We start from the raw sequence: 22823 nt of genomic DNA on the forward strand, positions 1-22823 counted from the left end.
GAAATTCTCCTACTTAGGGTACAGGAGTTATAAGAGCATGTCACATTGCTCTTATTCTATCACACAATTGTTAAAAATCATTAGGGACAATGGGCCAGGGCGCCTGCCGCATCGTGATATAATGCGCCATAACATCAAGTTAGGAGCGCAACTATGAGGGATTTTCATGCACGCTATGGTCCATGGGCGGTGGTTGCCGGGGCTTCACAGGGCCTCGGCGCTGAATTTGCGACACAACTGGCCGTGAAAAAACTCAACCTCTTCCTGATTGCGCGGCGCAAAGATGTATTAGACGAACTCGCTGCGAAATTGCAGCAGGATTACGCGGTAGAGGTCAGAACGTTAGAATTGGACCTGGCGCGTGAGGATGCCGGTTCGGTAGTTGAGGCGGCTACGAGCGATATCGACGTGGGCCTGCTGGTGTACAACGCGGCCCTCTCTAAGATTGGCCCATTCTTAAATACTTCACTGCAAGACCACCTGGACGAGATCGCCATCAATTGCCGCGCCCCCATGACGCTTGCTTATCTTTTTGGGCAGAAGATGCAGCAACGTGGTCGCGGTGGAATTGTGCTGTTGTCTTCGCTCAGTTCCTCGCAAGGCTCGGCATTGATTAGCAGCTATACGGCAACCAAGGCCTATAATCGACTACTGGCCGAGGGTTTGTGGGAAGAACTACGCGGGCAGGGTGTCGATGTCATGGCCTGCTGCCCCAGCGCGGTTAGCACCCCCAATTACCTCGCGAGCGCGCCCCGCTCAGGTCGCATATCGGCCTCAACGATGACACCTGCCGAAGTGGTGACTGAAACGCTGGCGGCGCTTGGAAAACAGCCGCTCATTATTCCCGGTTGGAGTAATCGCATGGCGAATATCGTTATGCAGCGCGTCCTTCCCCACAAGATGGCGATTAAGCTGATGGGCAGGGTAATGCGAGGCATGTACCTCAAGCCCTGAACGGACAGTTATATATTTTCTTTTCCCAGCACTATGCCAATCACGCTCGTATATTACTCTAGTTCATGCTGCTCTTAAACATCTTGAATGCACCAAAAAGATATCCTTTATTGCGAAAGAAAAAGGACATAATGAACCTTCTTGAACGTGAGCATTATCGTTTGCCCTAAAACCTTGACTTTCATTCAACCTGTCAGTATACTTGTTCGTAAGCGATTACGGAAGCGCTTCCGTAATCGCTTATCAAGGGTCGCTTTCGGAAGCGCTTCCGAAAACGTTGTCACTACTCGTTCAGGATATTTGTCTATGCGTAAGAAGCCAACAATTGACGATATCGCGCGCCTGGCCGGTGTATCACGGACGACGATCTCGCGTGTCTTGAATCATAAGCCGGATGTAGACCCGGCGACGCGGGAGCGTATTTTGCGCATTATAGCGGAACAGAACTTCGTTCCCAGCACAGCTGCTTCCGGGCTGGCAGGCGGGCGCAGTCGATTGATCGGCATGCTCATACCGGCCTGGGCATGGTGGATGATCTCAGATCTTGCTCCCGGCATCATCGAGTATATCAAGCAAACACCATACGAACTGGTGCTCTACAGCATTAATGACGAGGATATCGAGAGAGATCGCAGCGAGGTGATTAATCGCCTGCTGGCAACCCAGTTGACGGCCGGACTGCTGGCGATCTATCCCGCGCGAGCTTCCCAGCATTTGACGCGCCTCTATAAGCAGGGATTTCCCGTTGTGATTATTGATGACCAGCAGGAACAGGTCACTCCATGGGTTGGAGTCGACAATAGCGGGGGCGCCTATACTATGGTTCGTCACCTCATCGGGCTTGGGCACCGGCGTATCGCCCACATCCTGGGGCCAGCAGATTATCTTGTGTCGCATGATCGTTATAATGGCTACCGCCAGGCCTTGCTTGAAGAAGGTATCGAGCCTGATCCCGAACTGGTGTTAGCGGGGGATTTTCTGCCCCAATCAGGGCGAGCTTGTGCCGAAAAACTCTTCGCGCTGCCACCGGAAAAACGTCCTACCGCCATTTTTGCCAGCAGCGACCAGATGGCCTATGGTGTGCTGGCCGCGGCTGAAGTGTATGGACTGTCGGTGCCGGGAGATATCGCTGTTGTCGGCTTTGACGATGATCGACCTTCGGCGCATACGCGGCCACCGCTGACGACCATCCGGCAGCCCTATTTTGAAATGGGCCAGCGCGGGATTGAATTATTGTTATCCATGATTGAGGCGCAAACGGGGACGAGGGCGGAGCAAGCTCAGGCCTCTACTGTTCGTATTTCACTTCCTACCCGCCTTGTAGTGCGTGAATCGTGTGGGGCAACGCTCGAAAATGAATTTTCGACATCATCTGGTAAACCGTTCCTGTCCAAATAAATCGTGCGTTTGGGTCCGCTAGCCTGTTCATCTGTCATTGCTGCTGTTGCCGCCAATCCGCGGTCGGCTTTTTACGGTCTATGCAAGAGGAAGGTATATGCGTGACCTGTTCATCCAGGAGGTTTTCGATGACTCTCAATCCATCCCTCGTGACAATACTAAAGACAAGAAGGAGCATGGTGCCCCTATCGTTCTTGCTGATCCTTACCATCGTCGTTACGGCCTGCGGTGGCTCGCAATCGCATGGATCACATGTGCAGAGTCCTCTATCGATTGTAGCGAACACGGGCGGCGATTTCACCCGCAACTCCAACCCCTATAATAACAGCCTCTCTACCTTCTGGTCGCGGGGACTGATCTACGAGACGCTGCTTTTTTTCAACAGCGCGGATAATAGCGTCAAACCATGGCTGGCAAGCGCCTACAAGTATTCAAGCGATGCCACCAGCGTGACGTTCACCTTGCGGCAGGGAGTGAAATGGTCGGATGGGCAGCCGTTCACGAGCGATGATGTTGTATTTACGCTGAACCTGCTCAAGAAATATCCGGCCATGGATTACAATGGCATCGATTCATCGATCAAGAGCGTGACCGCGCCAGACGCGAGTACCGTTGTTGTAACGTTTACCTCGCCCAATGTTCCCATCCTGTGGTACCTGGGTGGGCAGACCTGGATTTTGCCCAAACACACGTGGTCTACCGTCAAGGGTGATCCCAGCCAGTTCGCGGACCCGAATCCGGTGGGCACGGGGCCATACCTGTTCCATACATTTACGCCGCAGTTGGTGACCCTGGTCAAGAATCCGAATTTCTGGCAGCCGGGCAAGCCGCAGGTGAACGAACTGGAATTCCCGGCTTTCGATTCCAACGACAGCGCCGAACTGGCGCTGGATCGCGGCACCGTTGATTGGGCCGGCCTCTACATTCCCAACATCCAGCAGACGTACATCAATCGCGACCCGGCGCACAATCATTACTGGTTCCCGCCCAGTGATATCGTGGTGCTGTATTTGAACACGGCGAAATATCCGTTCAACCTGCTGCCGGTGCGCCAGGCCATCAGTTCGGCGATTGACCGCGAGCAGATATACAAGGTTGGAGAAAATGGCTATGAGCCACCGGCCAGTCCCACCGGATTGCTGCTGCCGCAGAGCAAGAAGTTTCTCTCGCCCTCCTATGCCAATATGACGTTCACAGTCGATACCAACAAGTCGATTTCGCTGCTGGAAGGCGCGGGGTTTACGATGGGTTCCGATGGCATCTTTGCCGATAAGAGCGGCAAGAAGCTGTCTTTTAATATCGATGTTGTGACCGGCTATACGGACTGGATTACGACGTGCCAGATCATTGCGAGCGATCTGAAAGCCGTTGGCATCAAGGCCAATGTGAATACCATCTCGTATGATGCCTACTATAATGCCTTGCAGGTGGGCAACTTCGATATGGGGATTTCCTGGACGAATCCTGGTCCATCGCCATACTTTTTGTACTATGGATTGTTGAGCAGCCAGAATACGGCTCCTTTAGGGCAGGCCGCCAATTCCAACTGGGAGCGCTGGAAGGATGCCACTACCGACAATATGCTGAATATCCTTGCTACATCGCTCGATTCGGCCATGCAGCAGCAAGCCTACGATACGCTACAGCAAATCATGGTGACCGAGCTGCCAAGCATTCCGCTGGTGAATGAGCCATACTGGTACGAATATAGCACGGCGCACTTTACAGGCTGGCCAGACCAGAAACACCAGTACGCGGAACCCTCACCATATCAATTCCCGGATGGAGAGATCGTGCTTTTGAATCTGCGTCCGGTTGATTGATTGTTGTTTCTCTGACCATCCTGGTGAGGACGTGCTGATGAATTTTACCTTTCAAAATCGGTCATTTGAGCCGCCCAGGCCGTGTCATTCTGAGGGCAGCGAAGAATCTGGGTACGGCGAGGTGCAGATTCTTCGCTGCCCTCAGAATGACATGCATCATCGATGTCTCCCGATTTTCGAGAAGCCTTTACGCTAGTGCATGAAGTTGGGAATCTCAGAATGACATGCATCATCGATGTCTCCCGATTTTGCCCGGTAAAATTCATCAAGATGGGCGGGTCTTCCTCAATTCGGTTGACAACAATTATCAGGGACATTTTAGAAAGGTAGTCACATGCGACACCTGCTGCGGCGTATCGGCTTTTATCTGGTAGCGTTGTGGGCTTCGGCCACGCTGAACTTTATTATTCCGCGCCTGGCGCCCGGCAATCCTGCCGAGACCTTGATGGCGCGGCTGCGAGGAAGAGTTTCTCCCCAGGCGCAACACGCGTTGGAAATTGCCTTCGGTATTAATCATGACCCATTGTGGTCGCAATATTTCCAATACCTCAATAACCTCTTGCATGGGAACCTGGGAGTGTCGATCACCTATTTTCCCACGCCCGTAGCGGTGGTAATCAGCCAGGAAATACCCTGGACGCTGATGCTGGTGGGCATTTCGCTGGTCATCAGCTTTGTAATCGGATCGCTGATTGGCGTTCTCGTAGCCTGGCGGCGCAATTCGGGCCTGGATAGCGTACTTTCCCCGCTGTTTACCTTTCTCTCGGCCATACCCTATTTCTGGCTGGCCCTGATTTTGCTGTACCTGCTTGGCTATGTGCTGAACTGGTTTCCCATCAATGGTGGATACGACACAGGCTCGACCGTTCCGGCGTGGAGTCCCGATTTTATCTCCAGCGCCATTCAACATGGATTCCTGCCCGCATTCACCATCGTCATCAGTTCGATTGCCGGGTGGCTGCTCGGTATGCGCAATACGATGATCACCACGCTTGCCGAAGATTATGTGATGATGGCTGAAGCGAAGGGACTTTCGCAGCGGCGAATTATGATGATGTACGCGGCGCGCAATGCTATCCTGCCCAATATTACGAGCTTCGCGCTCTCACTTGGCTTTGTAGTGAGTGGCGCGCTTTTGACCGAAATCGTTTTCTCGTATCCTGGGGTTGGTTACGCGCTCTACCAGGCCGCCGAGAATCTTGATTACGCCTTGTTGCAGGGCCTCTTTCTGATCATTTCTATCGCGGTGCTGGGCGCGAATTTCCTGGCCGATCTGCTCTATGTCGTGCTTGATCCGCGGGTACGCCTGGGAAGTTCATAGAAGGAGAGATAAATACAGTGAGCATTCAGACGCAAGAGGTGAGCATACCGCCTTCTCCGGAAGTGAATGTTTTTTCCTCACAGGTACATGCCCTGCGCGATTTGTGGCGCTTAATTACGATGAACCGCAAGGTGGCTTTCGGGCTGGGGATCATCATATTCTTTGTGCTGGTCGCTATTTTCGGGCCGATTATTTTTCGGCAGGACCCCAACGCTTTCAGCGCCGATATCCTCTCTCCGCCCTCGGCAAAGCACTGGCTGGGCACGACGCAAACGGGCCAGGATGTGTTCTTGCAAGTCGTAGTGGGAACGCGAGTCTCGCTGATCCTCGGATTTGCCACCGGCATCATTGCCACCATCATTTCCGTAGTTGTAGGTCTTGCGGGTGGTTATTTCGGCGGCTGGATTGACGATGTCCTCTCGCTGTTTACAAATATTTTCCTGGTGCTGCCCGGGCTGCCGCTGGCAATTGTGCTGGCCGCATTTTCACCCCAAAAAGGCCCGCTTACGATAGGATTCGTCACGGTCATCACGGGCTGGTCGTGGGGCGCGCGGGTGCTGCGCTCGCAGACGCTTTCGATGCGCAGCCGCGATTTTGTGGAGGCTGCGAAGGCCGGCGGCGAGTCATCGATGCGCATCATCTTTTTTGAAATTCTGCCCAACGAAATCGCGATTGTAGCGGCTGAACTTCTGGGCACCATCATCTATGCCATCCTCGCGGAAACCGGGCTGGAATACCTGGGCCTGGGAGATGTCACTACCGTTAGCTGGGGGACGATGTTCTACTGGGCGGGCAATAACGACGCTATTCTGCTGGGCGCGTGGTGGTGGATCATTCCGCCGGGTCTGTGCATTGCAGTACTGGGAGCCGGGCTGGCCTTTATTAATTTCGGTATCGACGAAATCGCCAATCCGCGTCTGCGTAAAGAACCCAAAGCAAAAAAGTTGAAAAAACGCCCGTAGGCCCCAATTGATTGCGGGCACCGCCGATTCATCGGCCACAATTGAAAAAGAAAGGCTAAAAACAATCTATGGCACGCATAAAACTTGCCTACATTGGCGGCGGCAGCACGCGCGCCGCCGGTACCATGGCTTCATTTGTGCAGCAGGGAGAGAATTTCAATGGCTCCGAAGTCGTGCTGATCGACCTGGATGAGGAGCGCCTGGAGATTGTACGGACCATCGCGCAAAAGATGGCACGCGCCAGGGGCCTGGACCTGACCTTTACCACAACAACGAACAGGCGCGCAGGATTGCAGGGATGCGACGCAGTGTTGACCAGTTTCCGCCCGGGTGGATTCGAGGCACGCTACCTTGACGAAAGCATTCCACTGAAATATGGTGTGATCGGGCAGGAAACGCAGGGGCCTGGCGGCTTCTTCATGGCGCTGCGAGCGATTCACGTCATGAAGAGCATCATCAAAGACATGGAGGAGGTGTGTCCCAACGCGCGATTATTCAACTACACCAATCCCATCAATATCGTTTCGGAGGCTGTGACGCATCATACCACTATTTCAACCATTTCATTGTGCGAGGGACCGATTAACGGCAACCGCGATTTTGTGGAAATGGCCGGTCTTGACCCTGATAAGCTAGACGCCGTATCAATCGGATTGAATCATGGTTCCTGGACGATACGCCATTTGTACGACGGGCAGGATTTCATGCCCATATTGCGCGATGCCCTTGAGGAGATGTTGCGCAATCCAGAAATACCGCGCGAAGAACTGCGCCTGGCAGTGCTTGCCTGTATGATGGATTCATTGCCGAGCCATTATTTCCAGTACTACTACTTCAAAGACGAGATTCTGGCGGAATTGCAGGCCAGGCCGACCACGCGGGCGCAGGATATTATGGCCGGCGTGCCGGACTACTGGGCGCACTATCGCGAGCAGGCCGCGCAGGATGTGCCCGAACTGAACCCGGCTCGCTCGCGGGGAGGCCTCAACGAACTGGAACTGGCGATTGATGTGATGGATGCCATTTATAATGACCGCAAGGAGGTCTGGTATGTAAACGTACCCAACCGGGGCGCACTGGCGGACTTCCCCGATGACCTGGTGGTCGAGATGGTGGCATACGTGGACCGCAACGGTGTCACGCCCCTGGTGCAGGGTCACATGCCGCGCCACGTGGTCGGGCTGGTAAAGATGCTGGGCGAATACCAGGCGTTGGCGGCGGAGGCGGCATGGAGCGGCACGCGCAGGGATGCCATCCGCGCCCTGGCAAGCAACCCGCTCATCTTCTCGCTGCACAAAGCAGAAGCGATTTACGACGCAATGGCTGCCGCGCACCGGCAATATTTGCCTGAGCGGTTGTTACATTAGGAGATCACGCATGGATTATGTCTTAGCCGTCGACGGGGGGAATACGAAAACTATCGCATTGGTCGCGGCTCTTGATGGAACTATTCTGGGAGCGGGGCGGGGAGGCTGTGCCGATATCTACAACGCCGCTGTAGGAAGCGATTGGTCCGATAGCGCCTCGGCTGCTATGGCGAATGTTGAATACGCAGTGACGAGCGCGCTGCAGGAGGCGCAGGTGAAAGCATCTGACCTGCTGACGGCCGTGTATAGCATGGCCGGTGCCGATTGGCCAGAAGATTTTGTCTATATTCGCGCGGCCATGCAGGAGCGTGGATTTGGTCGCACGATCCTGGTGCAGAACGACGCGCTGGGCGCTTTGCAGGCGGTCTCACCCGACGCCACCGGCGTGTCGGTTGTGTGCGGAACGGGAGCCGGAACGGGAGCGCGTTCGGCTGATGGGCGCGTATGGCATTCCAGTATGTGGCAAAACCAGGTTCAGGGCAGTTCCATGCTGGCTCACAAGGCGCTCGATGCCCTCTATCGTTCAGAACTTGGTATCGAGCCACCAACAACACTGAAACCGCGCTTCCTCGAATTTTTCGGTCTCAACACGGTCGAGGAAATGCTGCACCTGTTTACGAGTCGCGAAAAACGGGCGCCAGATCGTGTTGATCGGCTAACGCCAATTCTGCTTGATGAGGCGCAGGCCGGTGATATCATCGCCACGCAGGTGGTGCGCGAACATGGCCTCGCGCTTGGCGATTTCGCGCAGGCCGGGGCGCGTAAAGTAGGCATAGAAGGGACGCCATTCACGCTCGTCCTGGCCGGAGGCGTACTGCGCCATCCCTCAACGATTCTGGCCGACGCCATTATTGAGCGCGTGCGCACGACTTCACCTGATGTAAAGCCTGTGCGCAGTCGCTTTGAGCCGATTATCGGCGTCCTGTTCACGGCATTAGAGGCGGCACAGGTCGCCATCGATGATAAAGTGCTGGAGAGGCTGGTGCCAACTATCCCCGACCCGGCACTCTTTGTAACGCGGCATGATTTCCCGGCGTTTGAGGCCGGGAACGTGTGAAATATCGTTATATCCGGTCAGCCAATCTTATAGGTTACCAGCCCTTTGGCGACCGGATTCCCCGATGCACTCTTGACCTCGACATCCAGGTAGACCAGGTTGCGCCCGCGTCGCAATACTGAGGCAGTTGCCTGCAGGTCTTCTCGCTCAGCCGCCGCGAGATAGGCTACCGTTAGATTAACAGTAGTGCCGCGAAGCTTCGCCGGAATCTCGGCATCCGACCACGCTGCCACCATGGCCGCGGTATCGATGAGCGAGGCAATCACTCCGCCATGTACGACTGTTCCGATAGTCACAAGCGAATCCGCGAACGGCAGGAATACGGTAGCCCGGCCAGGCTCGATTGAGGTAAGTTGCATTCCCAGGTGCTTCACGTATGGCGAAGTGGGGAAAAACTGGCGAATAAAGTCCGCGCCGGAGCGCGGCGACTCCATCGAAGTACTCATTTTCATCTCCTTTTATCCAATACACTACATTCTGGTCGGTCTTTTCCTAAATTATGCAGGAAAAACCGGTTAAAATATAGCCTGTATTCCCTTGCTACTGAGCAAGCGTGGTAATATTATATAGTAGCAATCCGCGCGTCTCCTCTTCTCTGGATTGCTGGGGGAAATATGCTTGTCATGTAAAAGAAAGGGCAAGGTAACATATGGCAGTCTTATCTCGCTTTCGATGGTCTATTCGCCTGGCAACAATCCTTACTTTGATGGCCCTCATTCCATCGCTCGCGTTCGCTGCCTCAGCGAATGCTTCATCAAGCCCACAACATGAGAGCCTGGTACAGATGAGCAGCGACCCGTTCACGAACAGCAACAGCCAGCACGCGACTGAGGTCGAACCCGATGTCTATTCCTACGGGCAGACGGTGGTCGCGACTTTCCAGCAGGGGCGTTTTAGTACCGGCGGCGCCTCGGATAATGGCTGGGCCACCTCACATGATGGGGGCAAGACCTGGGTGCATGGCTCGCTCCCCGATCTCACTATCTACTCGGGTGGCAAGGCGTATCACCGCGCCAGCGATCCTGTGGTCGTCTACGACGCCAGACACAAGACCTGGATCATCTCCAGCTATATCTTCGACGAAATTGCCAACCCCAACGCGGTCGCCGTCAGCCTCTCCAAAGATGATGGATTGACCTGGAGCAAGCCTGTCATCATCGTGCAAAATTCGACGGGCATATTTTTCGATAAAGATTGGATCACCTGCGATAACACACCGAGCAGTCCCTACTACGGGCATTGTTACGATCAATGGGACACCTTCATCAATAACAAGCAATACAACCTTATCCAGGTGAGTACCTCTACGGATGGAGGATTAACCTGGAGCAAGCCGGCAACTACCGCCGATAAGGCCAACGGCACGGGCGGCCAACCCGTGGTTCAGCCGGATGGCAGAGTCATCATCCCCATTTTAGGGGAAACACCAAAAATCTACTATGTGGCTTCCTTCATCTCCACCAATGGAGGCAAGAGCTGGAGCAAGCTGATCAAAGTTTCGTTCCAGAAAGTGCTGCCCGAAGAGCCAAGGATGCGCACCAACTATGGCGACCCCACCGCGGCTATCGATAGTTCCGGCAAAGTCTACCTCATCTGGAACGATTGCCGCTTCGAAAAAGGGTGTACCGCCAATGACCTGGTCATGACCACCTCGACCGATGGTCTGACGTGGACGCCCGTCGCGCGCATCCCCATCGACCCTATCGGTAGCGGAGTCGATCACTTCAATCCGGCCATAGCAGCGAGAACATTCAACGGCAGCACGCACCTGGCGCTGACCTATTATTACTTCCCGGATACCAACTGCTCCGTCTCCACCTGCAAACTTGATGTTGGCTTTATCTCATCAACCGATGGCGGCAAGACGTGGCAAAATAAAGAGCAGCTGGCAGGTCCAATGAAGCTTGACTGGCTGGCAAAGACCACGCGCGGCTATTTCGCTGGCGATTACATCGGAACAACAATATTGCCCGATGATGATGCCCTTCCCGTGATCGAAGTTGCCACGCCGCCGAGCGGTGGCCTTCTCCACGAGGCCACCTACACGACACCAGAAGATGCGCTGTCGTTGTCTGGAGTGTAATTTGCGGGATTAACAAACGTATTGGACAAGCATGTGGGGTCGATAATGGATTTTGACAAAATAGTCCAACAATGGACGCGAGGCCGATCAATCGGCCCCTACGTGGCTTCGCCGCGGGGCCGATGTTGGATTTTTATCAATCGGTCATCCGACTCGGCCTTATCATGTCATGCTGAGCGAAAGAAGCCGGAGCCCTGAGCGGAGCGAATGGGGAAGAATCTCGGTCTTCCGGGGCCAGATTCTTCGCTCCGCTCAGAATGACATGACTTATTGATGCTTACCGATTTTGATCGTGAAAGTTCATAAACGCCCCTTGCGGATTCGCCGCGTTACATCATTTTCTGCAATTGGAGTACGGTATTCCAGTTTCGGGCTGTGCCGCTGGTCTTCAGCTTTTTCTCTAGCAAGGTGTTGGTCAGTTTTGAACGTCCCTGGCCGTTGGGATAATAGATATATAGCTCCTGTCCGATTAAGTAGTACTCTTCGGGGCCTGTATACGCTTGTCGCAGGTCTTCCAGGGCAGAGCTTTCGGGGCGAGATGACAGAAACAGCACGACCGTCCATTTCGATTCTTTCTCCGGCTGATCGTGAAAGGGATTGTTTATGATAATCTCACTTAGCTCAGTAGCAGATCGAACCATGACTCTGGCCCGAAAGCCGAATCGCTGGGCAAAGCTTTCCTCAATTTGGGCGGCAAGTTGGGCCAGGTCGATATCTTCTCCGCTGAATGCGACGTTTCCGCTCTGGATGTAGGTGGCCACATCTCGCAGGCCCAGCGATTCGTGCAGGGCTTTGAGTTCATCCATGCGTACCGGATGGTTGCCACCGACGTTGATACCGCGGAAGAGTGATACAAACCTGGCCATGTACATACTCCCTTAAAGTTGTGCCAGCAGGTCGTTGAGGCGCTTGACGAAGTTTACGGGGTCATCCAGCTTTTCGCCCATGCTGAGAACCGACTGGTCGAAGAGGATGTAGGCCCAATCGCTGAAACGCTTCTCATCGCTTTCATCCTTCAATTTTGTGATGATGGGATGGTGTGGATTGATCTCCAGGATGGGCTTGTCATGGGGCACCGGTTGTCCGGCAGCTTCCAGCATGCGGGCGAGACTGGGATCGATGCTATATTCATCGATGACCAGGCAGGCAGGTGAGGTGGTGAGGCGATTGGTGGTACGCACGTCCTTGACCTTTTCGCCCAGCACCGTCTTGATACGCTCAAGCAAGCCTCGGGCTTCATCCGCGGACTTCTTTTCTTCCTCTTTTTCCTGCTCGTTTTCCAGCTTCGACAGGTCGATCTCACCGCGCGAGATGGATTGCAACTGCACGCCGTTAAACTCGGTGAGTTCGGGGATGACGAAATGATCGATAGGATCGGAAAGCAACAGCACCTCGACGCCCTTCTTTTTGAAGATTTCGAGCAGCGGGCTATCTTTCGCGGCGGCATAGCTGTCGGCGATGAGGTAGTAAATCTTGTCCTGGCCCTCTTTCATGCGAGAGACATATGTTTCGAGCGAGACATCCTGCGTGGCATCGGCTGACGCGGTCGAGGCGAAGCGCAGCAATTTGGCAATGGTTTCGCGATTGGCCGTATCTTCCATCAGGCCCTCTTTGAGCACGCGGCCAAATTCTTTCCAGAACTGCGCGTATTTTTCCTTCTCGCCGGTTGCCAGGTCGGAGAGCAGGCCCAGGACTTTCTTGGTCGCATTGTTGCGCATCGTATCGATCAACCGGTTATGCTGCAACAATTCGCGCGAGACGTTCAGAGGGAGGTCGCTGGAGTCGATGATGCCGCGCACGAAGCGCAGGTACCTGGGCATCAGCTTCTCGGCGTCGTCCATGATGAAGACGCGGCGCACATAAAGCTTGACACCATGATGAAATTCGCGCGTGTAGAGATCAAATGGCGCGTGAGCGGGGATGTAGAGCAGCAGGATGTACTCTTGCGTGCCCTCCATGCGGCTATGGACATAGGCCAGGGGATCTTCGAAATCATGCGAGATGTGCTTGTAGAATTCGTTATATTCCTGCACGCTGATCTCAACCCGCGGGCGCGTCCACAAAGCCGAAGCGCGGTTGACCACCTCGTCCTCATCCTTACCTTCTCCCTCGGCCTTCATGACGATGGGGAACATGATATGGTCGGAGTACTTGCGAATAATCGAGCGCAGGCGATAGGCGCTCAGAAGTTCGTCTTCGCCCTCGCGCAGGTGCAGGATGACATCCGTGCCGCGCGTGGGCTTTTCGACGGTTTCCAGCGTATACTCACCCTGGCCATCAGATTCCCAACGCACGCCCTGATCCGCGCTCAAACCGGCGCGGCGCGTTATCAATGTGACATGGTCGGCGACGACAAAAGCGGAGTAGAAGCCGACGCCGAACTGCCCGATGAGGTTGGCATCCTTCTGCTGGTCGCCGGTCAACGACTGGAAAAACTGGCGCGTGCCCGAACGTGCGATGGTGCCGATGTTCTCTACCACCTCGTCGCGGCTCATGCCGATGCCATTGTCAGAGACTGTGATAGTACGCGCATCTTTGTCATAGGAGACGCGAATTTTGAAATCATTGTCATTTTCATAAAGTTGCGGGTTGGAGAGCGCGTCGAAGCGCAGGCGATCAATGGCGTCCGAGGCATTGGAGATCAACTCGCGCAGGAAGATCTCCTTATTGCTATAGAGCGAGTGGGCCAGCAGGTTGAGCAATTGCTGGACTTCGGCCTGAAAGCCAAGTGTTTCCTTGTGTGTATCCGTTGTCATCATAACACCTCCCAATTCCAAATGATGCAATTTTTGATTTTCAATGTAAAAATATGTCTAATGCGTGATGTTGGTATGTTGCTGCCCCGCTTAAGGCAGCAAAGTACGACGCGTGTCGTACAGATGAAAGCTGTTAAAAGCAGAGGTTGACGCGATTCATTATACCAAAAAATTTGAGAATGATAAAGGAGTTCAAGGGTTGGCTAGTTATGTTCTGACGCTCTACGATGATACATTAGTATGCTTTCTTGCTCAACACGGTCAGGATAGATCGTGGTAATCAGGCCGGAGAGTCGATCTTGATAGGTATGAATAGCTTGAAGTGTACGCTCAATTTGCTGAGAACGGGGCATCCTCACAAGCCCAAGTCGAAGCCAGATGAGTCCATGGGTTTGATGATTCTCTTTAAGGACGTGCTTCTGAAAGTCTTTATCATTGGTGAGGATGATAGCTCCTTCCCGCCATGCCAGGCGAAGCAGAGCAATATCATCGAGCTCACGGTTTCTCTCGGCTACCCATAGCACATCATGCCCATCTGCACGTAGGCGATCAATGATGCCTCGATCAATGTTCACATCTGCTAGAAACGTCATGAGATGGCGCGCTCTTTATCATCTGAGAAGTCAGGAGGATTGGCAGCGAGCCGTGCAGCGTACTCAATTGCGGCAGTAATATCTTCAGGTGCCAGGAAAGGGTAGGCATCGAGCAAATCGTCACGGGTATAGCCACTGGCAAGGTTTTGGAGAAGAACCTCAACACTCAGACGGGTGCCCTCTATCACCGGCTTGCCATAGAGGATACCTGGCTTACTCACAATGCGAGGATAGAGTTGCCGAGTCTGGCCGGTATTCGTGTTCCCATTGTTGTTCATTGCTATCTCCTCCATACCTTTCCCCTCCTACTCTACACGGTCTCAAGAGTTTTGTCAAATTCTTTTTAGCGTGGTCGTAACCACGCCAGTCGTTCTTTCACTGCGCCCAGCATTTCGTCGCTTTTGCAGAAGGCGAAGCGTACATAGCCCTGGCAGATATGCGCGTGTTCCTGGCTGTAAAATGACTCGGGTGGGATGCAGGCCACGCCGATTTCTCGCGTGAGATAGCGTGTGAATTCAAGCGGGGTTCCGGCAAATATATCCGAGTAGTTGGCCATCACGAAATAGGTTCCCTCTGGAACGCAATACTTCAACCCCGCGCTGTCGAGGGCAGAGAGCATCAACCGGCGCTTTGTTTCATACATGGCGCGAAATGCCTCGAAGTAGGAATCAGGCAAATTAAGCGCGTAGGCAATCGCTTCCTGTGAGGGATGATGTACGGCGAAGGTGATGAATTGATGGGCGCGCGCTACACCATCGATCAGATCGGGCGGTCCTGACACCCAGCCAATCTTCCAACCTGTCGCGCTGAACAACTTCCCGGCGCTGCTCACCGTCACGGTACGCTCAAACATACCTGGAAGCGTGGCTATTGGGATATGCTGCGCGGGCGCGAAGACCAGGTGTTCATAGACTTCATCGGCGATGATTGTAACATCATGCTCAATACAGAGTTCAGCAATTTGACGTAATTCCTGCTGTGTAAAGACACGACCGCTGGGATTTTGTGGTGTATTCAAGATCAACGCGCGTGTTTTATTGCTAAAAGCCGCCCGCAATTCATCAAAGTCAAATATCCATGTTGGGGGATGCAGGGGCACGCAGATGGGCACGGCGTTTGCCATAAGAATGTCTGGTACATAGGAATCGTAAAATGGCTCGATGACGATGACCTCATCGCCAGGGTCGACCAATCCCAGAATGGCGGCGAAGATGCCCTCGGTTGCCCCCGATGTGACCACAATCCCATGCATAGGGTCGATATCCAGGTCGTAGAAGCGCGCGGCATGATCAACAATGGCCTGGCGCAGCGAAGCGGTGCCGGAACCTGGCGCGTACTGGTTATATTGCCCTGCCTGGGCAGCCTCTATCAGGTGTTCGACGATATCTGGCGGCGTATCAAAGTCGGGTTTGCCCTGCCCCAGGTTCAGCGCGTTATATTGTTGTGCCAGCATATTTATTTCGGTGAAGACCGTTGTGCCAAACGTGGCTACGCGACGAGCAGAAGTAGACATGAATAGCTCCCCCTGTTCAAAGAATGTACAGTCTTAGCTGAGTTGTCTTTAGTGTACCACAGCAAGTCCTGGAATGTTAGCCAGCGTTCTCCAGCTTCAGCACTCGCTCAGCGTTCAGGTGACTGATTTTTTCCTTATCAGCCGGGCTGATGGACAGGTTATCTAGAAAGGCTCGCCCTTGCTCGTTCCGGCTGTATGGATAATCGACGGAGAAGATAATGCGGTCAGCGCCCATGATCTGCAGGGCAAGCAGGAACGGGGGCCCGGTGAAGAAGCCACTGGTAGTGATATAAAAGTTTCGCAAAAAATAGTCGGACACGGGATGCTGCAAATTCTTTGCCACCGCTGCCAGCCGGTCGTTGATGCGAACGAACATAAACGGGATCATCTCCCCCATGTGCCCGATGATGATTTGCAAGTTGGGCAAGCGGTCGAATATGCCGGAGAGTACCAGTCTCAGCGCATGGATAGCGGTTTCGGAGTGCCAGCCCCAGGCGCTGGTTGCTAACACATAGTTTACTGCCGGATCGAAACCGGAATAGTAGATTTCTCGCACAGGCGCGGGTGGCACGCCCGGATGAATATAAATGGGCACATCAAGCGCGACCGCGCGCTCAAGTACCGGCAAAAAAGCGGGATTGTCCAGGAATTGACTATTGATTGTGCCACTGATCATGGCTCCTTTTAAACCGAGATGGCGTACCGCTCTTTCCAGTTCGTCAGCAGCAGCTTCCGGCATGGTCATGGGCAGCGTGGCAAAACCGGCAAAGCGCGTGGGATGGGCGGCGATGGCGGTAGCGAGTTGATCATTTGCCTGCCTCGCCAATTTTATAACCTCTTCTTTTGATAATGATCCGATTTCTAGCGCCACCTGAGAAATTACCTGCAGATCAATGCCACCCGCATCCATGTCCTTCAGGCGAATTTCGCCAAGGTCAGCAAGCTTTGCCGGTAGATCACTGGCGAATGCCGGGTTTGAGGCGCTTGCGCCCGTCGAAGCGTTTCTCTGCGTTGCTTCTCTAAACCCATTAGCCATGAAATGTTCTTCGATTGTGATGGTGCGCATGCTCCATTCCTTTCCGGTCTTTGTGACCTTTGACAGAAGATGAGTTTGAGCAAATTAGTCCGGCAGCGGACGTGGGCCGATGAATCGGCGGTGGGCGCGATCAATTGGCCCCTACGGCTGATACCCTGACCCTGTGTTTGAGCCGCTCCACGTCTTCGCGCTGTAAGATGCCTGCTCCCAGCCGTAGTGTGTTGGCCGCGCCACAGGCTACAGCCTGCGCAAGAGCGTGCTCGAGTACATCCACTTCAAGCGAGGCTTTAGTCAGCGATGCGATTCCTTTTTCGCCGAGAGCGTGGTACAGTTCGGTGATGAAACCGGCGATGAATGCGTCTCCGCTGCCGATTGGTGAAAGCGGTTCTGGTACATGTACCCTCGCTTGCCAGGTGCCAACCCTGCTTACTAGTATAGCACCCTGCTCGCCGCGCGTGACGGCAACGATATGCGCTCCCATCTGCCGCATGCGTTGTGCGGCACGTACGATATCTTCAACCTCGCGCACCTCGTGTCCGGCGAACCGCGCCAGCTCGGTTGCATTAGGTTTGACCAGCAGGGGACGAGCGGCGAGTGCCGGTAGTAGTCCCTCGCCGCTGGTATCTAGAACAGCAGGTAAACCGGCCATATTCGCGAGCCGGAGCAGTGGCACATAGTAATCGTCAGGCAGGCCCGGTGGCAGCGAGCCGGAAAGCACGACACAGCTTGCATCCGCCAGTAGTGTTTCGAAGAGGTCCAGGAATGACTCGGCTTCCGCAAGCGAAATGGTTGGTCCTGGCTCATTGATCTCTGTCACTCGATGATTCGGCTCTTCGACAATGGCATTGCAGGTGCGCGATTCGCCTCCAATAGGCGAAAAGGTTGCATTGATACCGGACCTCGCCAGCCCATTTTTAATGAATTCGCCAGCCGGTCCTCCGGCCAGGCCGGTGACATGAACCGGCACTCCAAGGGTATGCAGGACGCGGGCGACATTGATGCCCTTGCCGCCGGGCAACTTTAGAACGCTATCGGCCTTGTATGACTCCCCCAATGTTAAAGGAGTAGAAACGGTGAGTGTGGTATCGATGGCGGCATTCAAGGCGACAGTAAGGATATAGGACATGACATAACTCCAGGTACTATTACAGGATCACGGCTCGTGTCAGATGCCGTGGGGCCGCGGGGTCGACGCCAAGCGCCTGCGCCTTGCGAAGCGCGAAAAGCTGGCTCTGGGCGACCGAGATGAGCGGGTCAATCCCTGCCCATTGCACAGTTGCACCCGTTTTGCGCACATCCGCAATTACGGCGGCGCTGGCGGCATCTTCAAGCAGGTCGAAGCACCATACGAGCGTGTTTTCACCGGCGCAGGCGATGGGACCATGGCGATAGTCGAGGGTCTGGTGGGATTCGGGAACGAGTAAGGCCGTCTCCTGAACGTTGAGCGCGGCGGTACAGGCAAGTCCATAGCGCCACGCCCTGCCAAGGTAAACGATATGGTCAAATCGCAGCAAGGGGGATGGATCAAAGCTCGTAAGCGCCTGCTCCATACGTTCAGGCAACTCGTCGAGGGTCAGGAAGCCATGGCCAGCAGCACCGGCAATCAATACGCGCAGCGCTTCTACGGCTGCAACGATAAAGCGTGTTTGGATGACGCCCTCTTCGGCGGCGAATTCCAATGTCAGGGTCAGATCGGCATGCGCTTCTGCCGGCGAGTCTTTCTGCCCCGTCAGCAAGATGCAGCGTGCTCCTGTTTCGTGCGCCCGTTGCAAGGCATGCACCAGTTCGGTCGTCTCGCCCGTGCGGCTGATGGCGATATGTGTCCAGTTTGGGCGCGGCAGGTAGTCGGATGGAATGATAGCCTGCCCTGCCGCGTGGCGTTCCTGTTCGTAGAACGCGGCCATGGCCATGGAAACACAATAAGATGAGCCGCTGCCAAGGAAGACCACCGGGCCGTCCAGCAGTGGAGCTATCGCGTCCCGCTGTTCCTCTACGCGTGCATGTGCCTGGCGCAAGATGCTGGGAATGCTGCGAATATCCTGTTCTATAGTTGCCATTTGTTTTATCCTGTATATTTCCTGTGCTATCAGCTATCAGTGATAAAGGTCGATAGCGAGCTTAAACAATCAAAATCAGTAAGAATCGGCTACTCATGTCATTCTGAGCGCAGCGAAGAATCTCTACAGACCCCGGCAGAGATTCTTCGCTGCGCTCAGAATGACACAGCGAGGAGCGCGTGGATTGCCGATTTTGGTTGTTCAAGTTTATTCGAGGGATTTGTTATCCCTTGAGCGAATAAAAATTGGGGGTGTCTACGACCTCGATACGCTCTTTTCCACCGTAGAAATCCCACCAGGGTTTCGCACCTTTGGCGAGGGCCGAGTTTACGCCCTGGATATTATGCACGCCCTGACTTTGCAGCCATTTGCGCAAGGCGTCTGGGCCTTGCTTAGCGTAGATTTCGACGCCATCAAGCCATGTTGCGCGACCACAGAGTACGCCGGAGTAGGGTGTATTCGCCTCAGCAGCAAGTTCGAGCGTCTCCAGAAAAACCTCATTGCTGACGCCGGCGCTGAGGTAGATGAACGGCAATCGAGAGGCCGCAGCTGCCTGCTGGAAGTACTGCTTTGCCTCCTCGCGGCTATAGGCTACCTGCCCGCCGGTGTTCGCTCTACTTCCCTCGACATAGCGCATATTCACCGGCACTTCGACTTTCAGTACATCGATACCATACTGTGGTTTCGAGAACTCCTGCATGTATTTAATCACCTTAGAGGGTTTGACGCGGGCAAACTCCAGGCTCTTTTCGTCACCAATTTTGTCGCTGTACGCCAGTATTTCCAGGAAAAACGGCGCTTCATATGCGGAACATTCCGCTCCTACCCGCTCAATCAGGGCCTGTTTTATGCTGTTTATCTGCTCATCATCGTCAGGGTCATAATACAATAAGACCTTGATAGTAGGGGCGTACCCTGGTGGTCGCCCTTCCCCAATTCCCACATTCGCCCCGGCAGCAAGCAATCGCCTGACCGACCAGAGTGGAAGCAATGCTGGCAGGCGGCCTCGTATATTGGGATCGTAGCCGGTTTCCTCGTAGGCAAGCAGGACCCCGACGCCCTGGGCACGGCGCTTCACCGCCTCCAGCCCGTATTCGGGGTCCAGCAATATGGCGCTGGCATATGGCGTAAGCACCTCCGAGACCAGCACCTTAAACTCGCTTAATTGGGCTTCGCTGGCCGGATGCCCCTGCGCCTTTGTTATGTAGTTGCGCAATGAGCCGCGTTGATCCATTGCCAGGGCCGCTATAACTCCACGTTCATTGGCAAGCGCATTGATACCATCGAATTTTCCGCGCGGCATGCGTATTCCGGTCTGTATGTCTGGCATATATTCCTTCCTCTCTGCTACTGTCAAGACAGCCGCAAGGGTCGCTCCTACCCTCTCCGTCCGAGAGTAATACGTGGCTTATCATGTTAAAGGGTACGTGTGACCTTTGTCAGCCCGCGCGGCTGGTCGGGATTGAGTCCTTTAGCGAGCGCAACGTATTGGGCAAAGAGCTGGCCCGGCACCATATAAGCGATCGGTGCCAGCAATTCGGCCACATTTATGTTCGCGTTTCTGGTTGCCGCGCCTGTTTGTTGTGCCTCGCCGCCTTCTATAGCCGGCAGTTTGAGCAGGATCGAGTTCGTGGCTGCCTCCAGTAAACGCTCCTCTTCGGTAATCACCATGCAGTCCGCGCCGCGCTCATGCAGCAATTGCAACAGTTCGAGCGATTCATCGACCGTCCTGCCGGGTGGGGCAAAAAGGATGACGGGCAATCCGCGCTCGATCAACGCCGCCGGACCGTGCCGGAAATCGGCGGTGGAGAATGGCGTGGATACGATGTAGCAGGTTTCTTCCAATTTCAGCGCCGTTTCGCGAGCGGTACTATACTGGAAGACGCGACCCAATACCACGCAATCGCGCGCGAATACGTAACGCTCGGCCAGTCGCGCAATGTGATCTTCGCTTTGGAGCGCGGCTGTCACAAGATCAGGAATTTGTTGGATGCCATGTCGCAGGACTTCGCCGCCCGGCAGGCTCGCCGCCAGCATCGCAAGCACGGCGCAAGTGGTGGTGTAGGTCTTGGTCGCGGCTACGCTGCGTTCGAGTCCAGCATGGCAGAGCAAGGTATGCTGGGCAGTTTTTGCCAGTGACGAACCCTCGATATTGGTGATGCCCACGGTAAGCGCTCCCGCCTCGCGCGCACGCTCAACGACCTGTACGATGTCGGTCGATTCGCCAGACTGCGAAATGCCGATCACCAGCGCATGCTCAAGCCGCAGCGAGGCCCCATAGAGCGTGAATAATGAAGGTGTCGCGAGAGCCACGGGAATGCCGTTGAGATACTGGAAAAGATATTGCCCATACAGGGCAGCATGATCTGAAGTTCCGCGGGCGGCGAGTAGAATCACATCTATGCCGCGTTGCCTGGCCTCCTGAGCGACCCGACTTACTGGATCGCCTGTATTCGCCAGCGCGCGACGGACGGCTTCCGGCTGTTCCCGAATCTCGTTCAGCATATGCGTGCGTCCCTGGAGACGTGGTTGCTCCTGCATTGATATACTCCTCTATATCATCTCGCTTCGCTCAATAAGCGGTTTTGCCTGCTTCCCGACCTTGTGCTGCGAAGGTCTTCTCCCTCGCTATTGCGGCTGTAAGCAAGCATACCACGTGTCCAGGTGTGCTGCACATATCCCTGCTCATCGAGCGCTACGAGGTCCGCGTCGGCACCGGGCATAATACTGCCCTTGCGAGGGGTAAGGCTGGCAATCCGCGCGGGCGTTTGTGTTGCCATACGTATGGCTTCGGCCCATGGCAATCCGACAAGATTTACCATGTTTCTGACAGCGCGATCAAGCATCAAAATGCTTCCGGCAAGCGAACCGTTTTCCAGGCGCGCGGCTCCGTCGCGTACCGTCACTTTGCGTCCCACAAATTCGTATTCCCCTTCCGGCAAACCGGTAGGGGCTGTGGCATCGGTGACAAGCGCGACATCCCGCGCGCCGCGCGCGAGAACCGCCAGTTTGAGCATGGCGGGATGCACGTGGATGGCGTCGGCGATGATTTCTGTCGTTGCCCGGTTATCTGTTAACAGCGCGCCCGGTGCGCCCGGTGCCCGGTGTTCAATGGGCGGCATCGCGTCGTATAGATGCGTAGAATGGCGAGCGCCTTCATCAATCGCGCGGATGGTTTGATCGTAGGTCGCCATCGTGTGTCCGATACTTGCGATAATGCCCATGCGCACCAGCGCTGCCAGGAATGCATCGGACTCGTCTTCCTCCGGCGCGAAATCGACGATGCGAATGCTGCCGCGTCCGGCTTCTACCAGTTCCTCCATCTCGGCAGGGTCAGGCTTGCGAATCGCGGCCTCGTATTGGGCGCCCTTCTTTTTTCGACTGATGAATGGGCCCTCCAGACGCAGGCCTGCGATCTCAGCAGCTATAGAAATTGGCCGGCGTTCGATTCTTTCGGCCAGCTCGCGTACTCGCCGCATTGTCCCGGCGCGGTCAATCGTTGCGATGGTGGGAAAGAACGTCGTTACACCCGTTTGCGGAAGTTTATGCGCCATTCCCTCCATGTCGCCCTGGGTGCCAGTGGTAATGTCATGCCCATAAAAGCCATGCGTGTGCAGGTCGATATAACCCGGCGCCAGCCTGTATGAACTCAGATCAACGACTTCTACCTTTGCATCTGGCCATTGCTCTCTAATGCTTTTCCTCGCGGCGGCTACGTCCGTCCCTCGCCAGATAGCGCGAATGCTCGCCCCTTCAAGCACGACTGCCACCGGCCCTGCTATCTCTTCAGGCGTATAGAGCTTTCCCGCCACCAGTATTTGCGATGGTGCATTCAAGCCGGCTTCTTTATGTATGGTATCTGACATGATGATCTTCCCTTGAAGCTGGGTACAGGGACAGGCA

At 54.7% G+C, this 22823-nt stretch carries 20 protein-coding genes; 8 read left to right on the top strand and 12 right to left on the bottom strand.

The window, feature by feature from the left end; genetic code table 11:
- Positions 1–153: 153 nt before the first annotated feature.
- The 7 genes from VFA09_21795 to VFA09_21825 all read left to right on the top strand — a co-directional run bounded on the left by VFA09_21795 (position 154) and on the right by VFA09_21825 (position 8882).
- Positions 154–954: an SDR family NAD(P)-dependent oxidoreductase gene (locus VFA09_21795; GenBank protein ID HZU69918.1), complete on the top strand. Its 801-nt coding sequence runs from the start codon at positions 154–156 to the stop codon at positions 952–954.
- A 306-nt stretch (positions 955–1260) separates the two neighbouring features.
- A complete protein-coding gene (locus VFA09_21800) occupies positions 1261–2352 on the top strand; it encodes a LacI family DNA-binding transcriptional regulator (GenBank protein ID HZU69919.1) in 1092 nt (363 codons plus the stop codon).
- A 128-nt stretch (positions 2353–2480) separates the two neighbouring features.
- On the top strand, positions 2481–4175 hold the full coding sequence (locus VFA09_21805; protein HZU69920.1) for an ABC transporter substrate-binding protein: 1695 nt from the start codon (positions 2481–2483) through the stop codon (positions 4173–4175).
- A 334-nt stretch (positions 4176–4509) separates the two neighbouring features.
- Positions 4510–5496, top strand: a complete 987-nt coding sequence (locus VFA09_21810; GenBank protein ID HZU69921.1) for an ABC transporter permease — start codon at positions 4510–4512, stop codon at positions 5494–5496.
- A gap of 17 nt (positions 5497–5513) precedes the next feature.
- Entirely contained in the window at positions 5514–6458 is a 945-nt protein-coding gene (locus VFA09_21815) for an ABC transporter permease (protein ID HZU69922.1), read from the top strand.
- Positions 6459–6526: 68 nt separating this feature from the next.
- On the top strand, positions 6527–7825 hold the full coding sequence (locus VFA09_21820; GenBank protein HZU69923.1) for a hypothetical protein: 1299 nt from the start codon (positions 6527–6529) through the stop codon (positions 7823–7825).
- 10 nt (positions 7826–7835) lie between these two features.
- Positions 7836–8882, top strand: coding sequence for a BadF/BadG/BcrA/BcrD ATPase family protein (locus VFA09_21825; GenBank protein ID HZU69924.1), 1047 nt, complete (start codon positions 7836–7838; stop codon positions 8880–8882).
- Between the two features lie 17 nt (positions 8883–8899).
- Here the strand turns inward: VFA09_21825 and VFA09_21830 are convergent, their stop codons facing one another.
- The gene (locus VFA09_21830) at positions 8900–9328 is read right to left on the bottom strand and encodes a PaaI family thioesterase (protein HZU69925.1); all 429 of its coding nucleotides are present in this window, start codon (positions 9326–9328) and stop codon (positions 8900–8902) included.
- Positions 9329–9531: 203 nt separating this feature from the next.
- On the opposite strand from VFA09_21830, the gene VFA09_21835 reads away from it, so the two are divergent.
- The gene (locus VFA09_21835; protein ID HZU69926.1) at positions 9532–10965 is read left to right on the top strand and encodes a sialidase family protein; all 1434 of its coding nucleotides are present in this window, start codon (positions 9532–9534) and stop codon (positions 10963–10965) included.
- A gap of 329 nt (positions 10966–11294) precedes the next feature.
- Here VFA09_21835 and VFA09_21840 read toward each other — a convergent pair whose 3' ends face one another.
- The 11 genes from VFA09_21840 to nagA all read right to left on the bottom strand — a co-directional run bounded on the left by VFA09_21840 (position 11295) and on the right by nagA (position 22786).
- Positions 11295–11831 (bottom strand): DUF1697 domain-containing protein, encoded by a 537-nt coding sequence (locus VFA09_21840; protein ID HZU69927.1) that lies wholly within the window; start codon positions 11829–11831, stop codon positions 11295–11297.
- Between the two features lie 12 nt (positions 11832–11843).
- Positions 11844–13724, bottom strand: a complete 1881-nt coding sequence (gene htpG / locus VFA09_21845; GenBank protein HZU69928.1) for a molecular chaperone HtpG — start codon at positions 13722–13724, stop codon at positions 11844–11846.
- Positions 13725–13924: 200 nt separating this feature from the next.
- The gene (locus VFA09_21850) at positions 13925–14314 is read right to left on the bottom strand and encodes a DUF5615 family PIN-like protein (protein HZU69929.1); all 390 of its coding nucleotides are present in this window, start codon (positions 14312–14314) and stop codon (positions 13925–13927) included.
- On the bottom strand, positions 14311–14592 hold the full coding sequence (locus VFA09_21855; protein ID HZU69930.1) for a DUF433 domain-containing protein: 282 nt from the start codon (positions 14590–14592) through the stop codon (positions 14311–14313). Before VFA09_21855 ends, VFA09_21850 begins: the two co-directional genes overlap by 4 nt.
- 65 nt (positions 14593–14657) lie before the next feature.
- On the bottom strand, positions 14658–15827 hold the full coding sequence (locus tag VFA09_21860; GenBank protein ID HZU69931.1) for an aminotransferase class I/II-fold pyridoxal phosphate-dependent enzyme: 1170 nt from the start codon (positions 15825–15827) through the stop codon (positions 14658–14660).
- 76 nt (positions 15828–15903) lie between these two features.
- Positions 15904–16893 carry an amidohydrolase family protein gene (locus VFA09_21865; protein HZU69932.1) on the bottom strand — a complete coding sequence of 330 codons (990 nt, stop codon included), beginning with the start codon at positions 16891–16893 and terminating at the stop codon, positions 15904–15906.
- A gap of 100 nt (positions 16894–16993) precedes the next feature.
- Positions 16994–17989 (bottom strand): 1-phosphofructokinase family hexose kinase, encoded by a 996-nt coding sequence (locus VFA09_21870; GenBank protein ID HZU69933.1) that lies wholly within the window; start codon positions 17987–17989, stop codon positions 16994–16996.
- 19 nt (positions 17990–18008) lie between these two features.
- Positions 18009–18920: an SIS domain-containing protein gene (locus tag VFA09_21875; protein ID HZU69934.1), complete on the bottom strand. Its 912-nt coding sequence runs from the start codon at positions 18918–18920 to the stop codon at positions 18009–18011.
- A 223-nt stretch (positions 18921–19143) separates the two neighbouring features.
- Positions 19144–20250: a tagatose 1,6-diphosphate aldolase gene (locus VFA09_21880; protein HZU69935.1), complete on the bottom strand. Its 1107-nt coding sequence runs from the start codon at positions 20248–20250 to the stop codon at positions 19144–19146.
- A gap of 86 nt (positions 20251–20336) precedes the next feature.
- A complete protein-coding gene (locus tag VFA09_21885; GenBank protein ID HZU69936.1) occupies positions 20337–21461 on the bottom strand; it encodes an SIS domain-containing protein in 1125 nt (374 codons plus the stop codon).
- 17 nt (positions 21462–21478) lie between these two features.
- Positions 21479–22786, bottom strand: coding sequence for an N-acetylglucosamine-6-phosphate deacetylase (nagA, locus tag VFA09_21890; protein HZU69937.1), 1308 nt, complete (start codon positions 22784–22786; stop codon positions 21479–21481).
- Positions 22787–22823 lie beyond the last annotated feature (37 nt).

The organism is Ktedonobacteraceae bacterium (assembly GCA_035653615.1).
Taxonomy (GTDB): domain Bacteria; phylum Chloroflexota; class Ktedonobacteria; order Ktedonobacterales; family Ktedonobacteraceae; genus DASRBN01.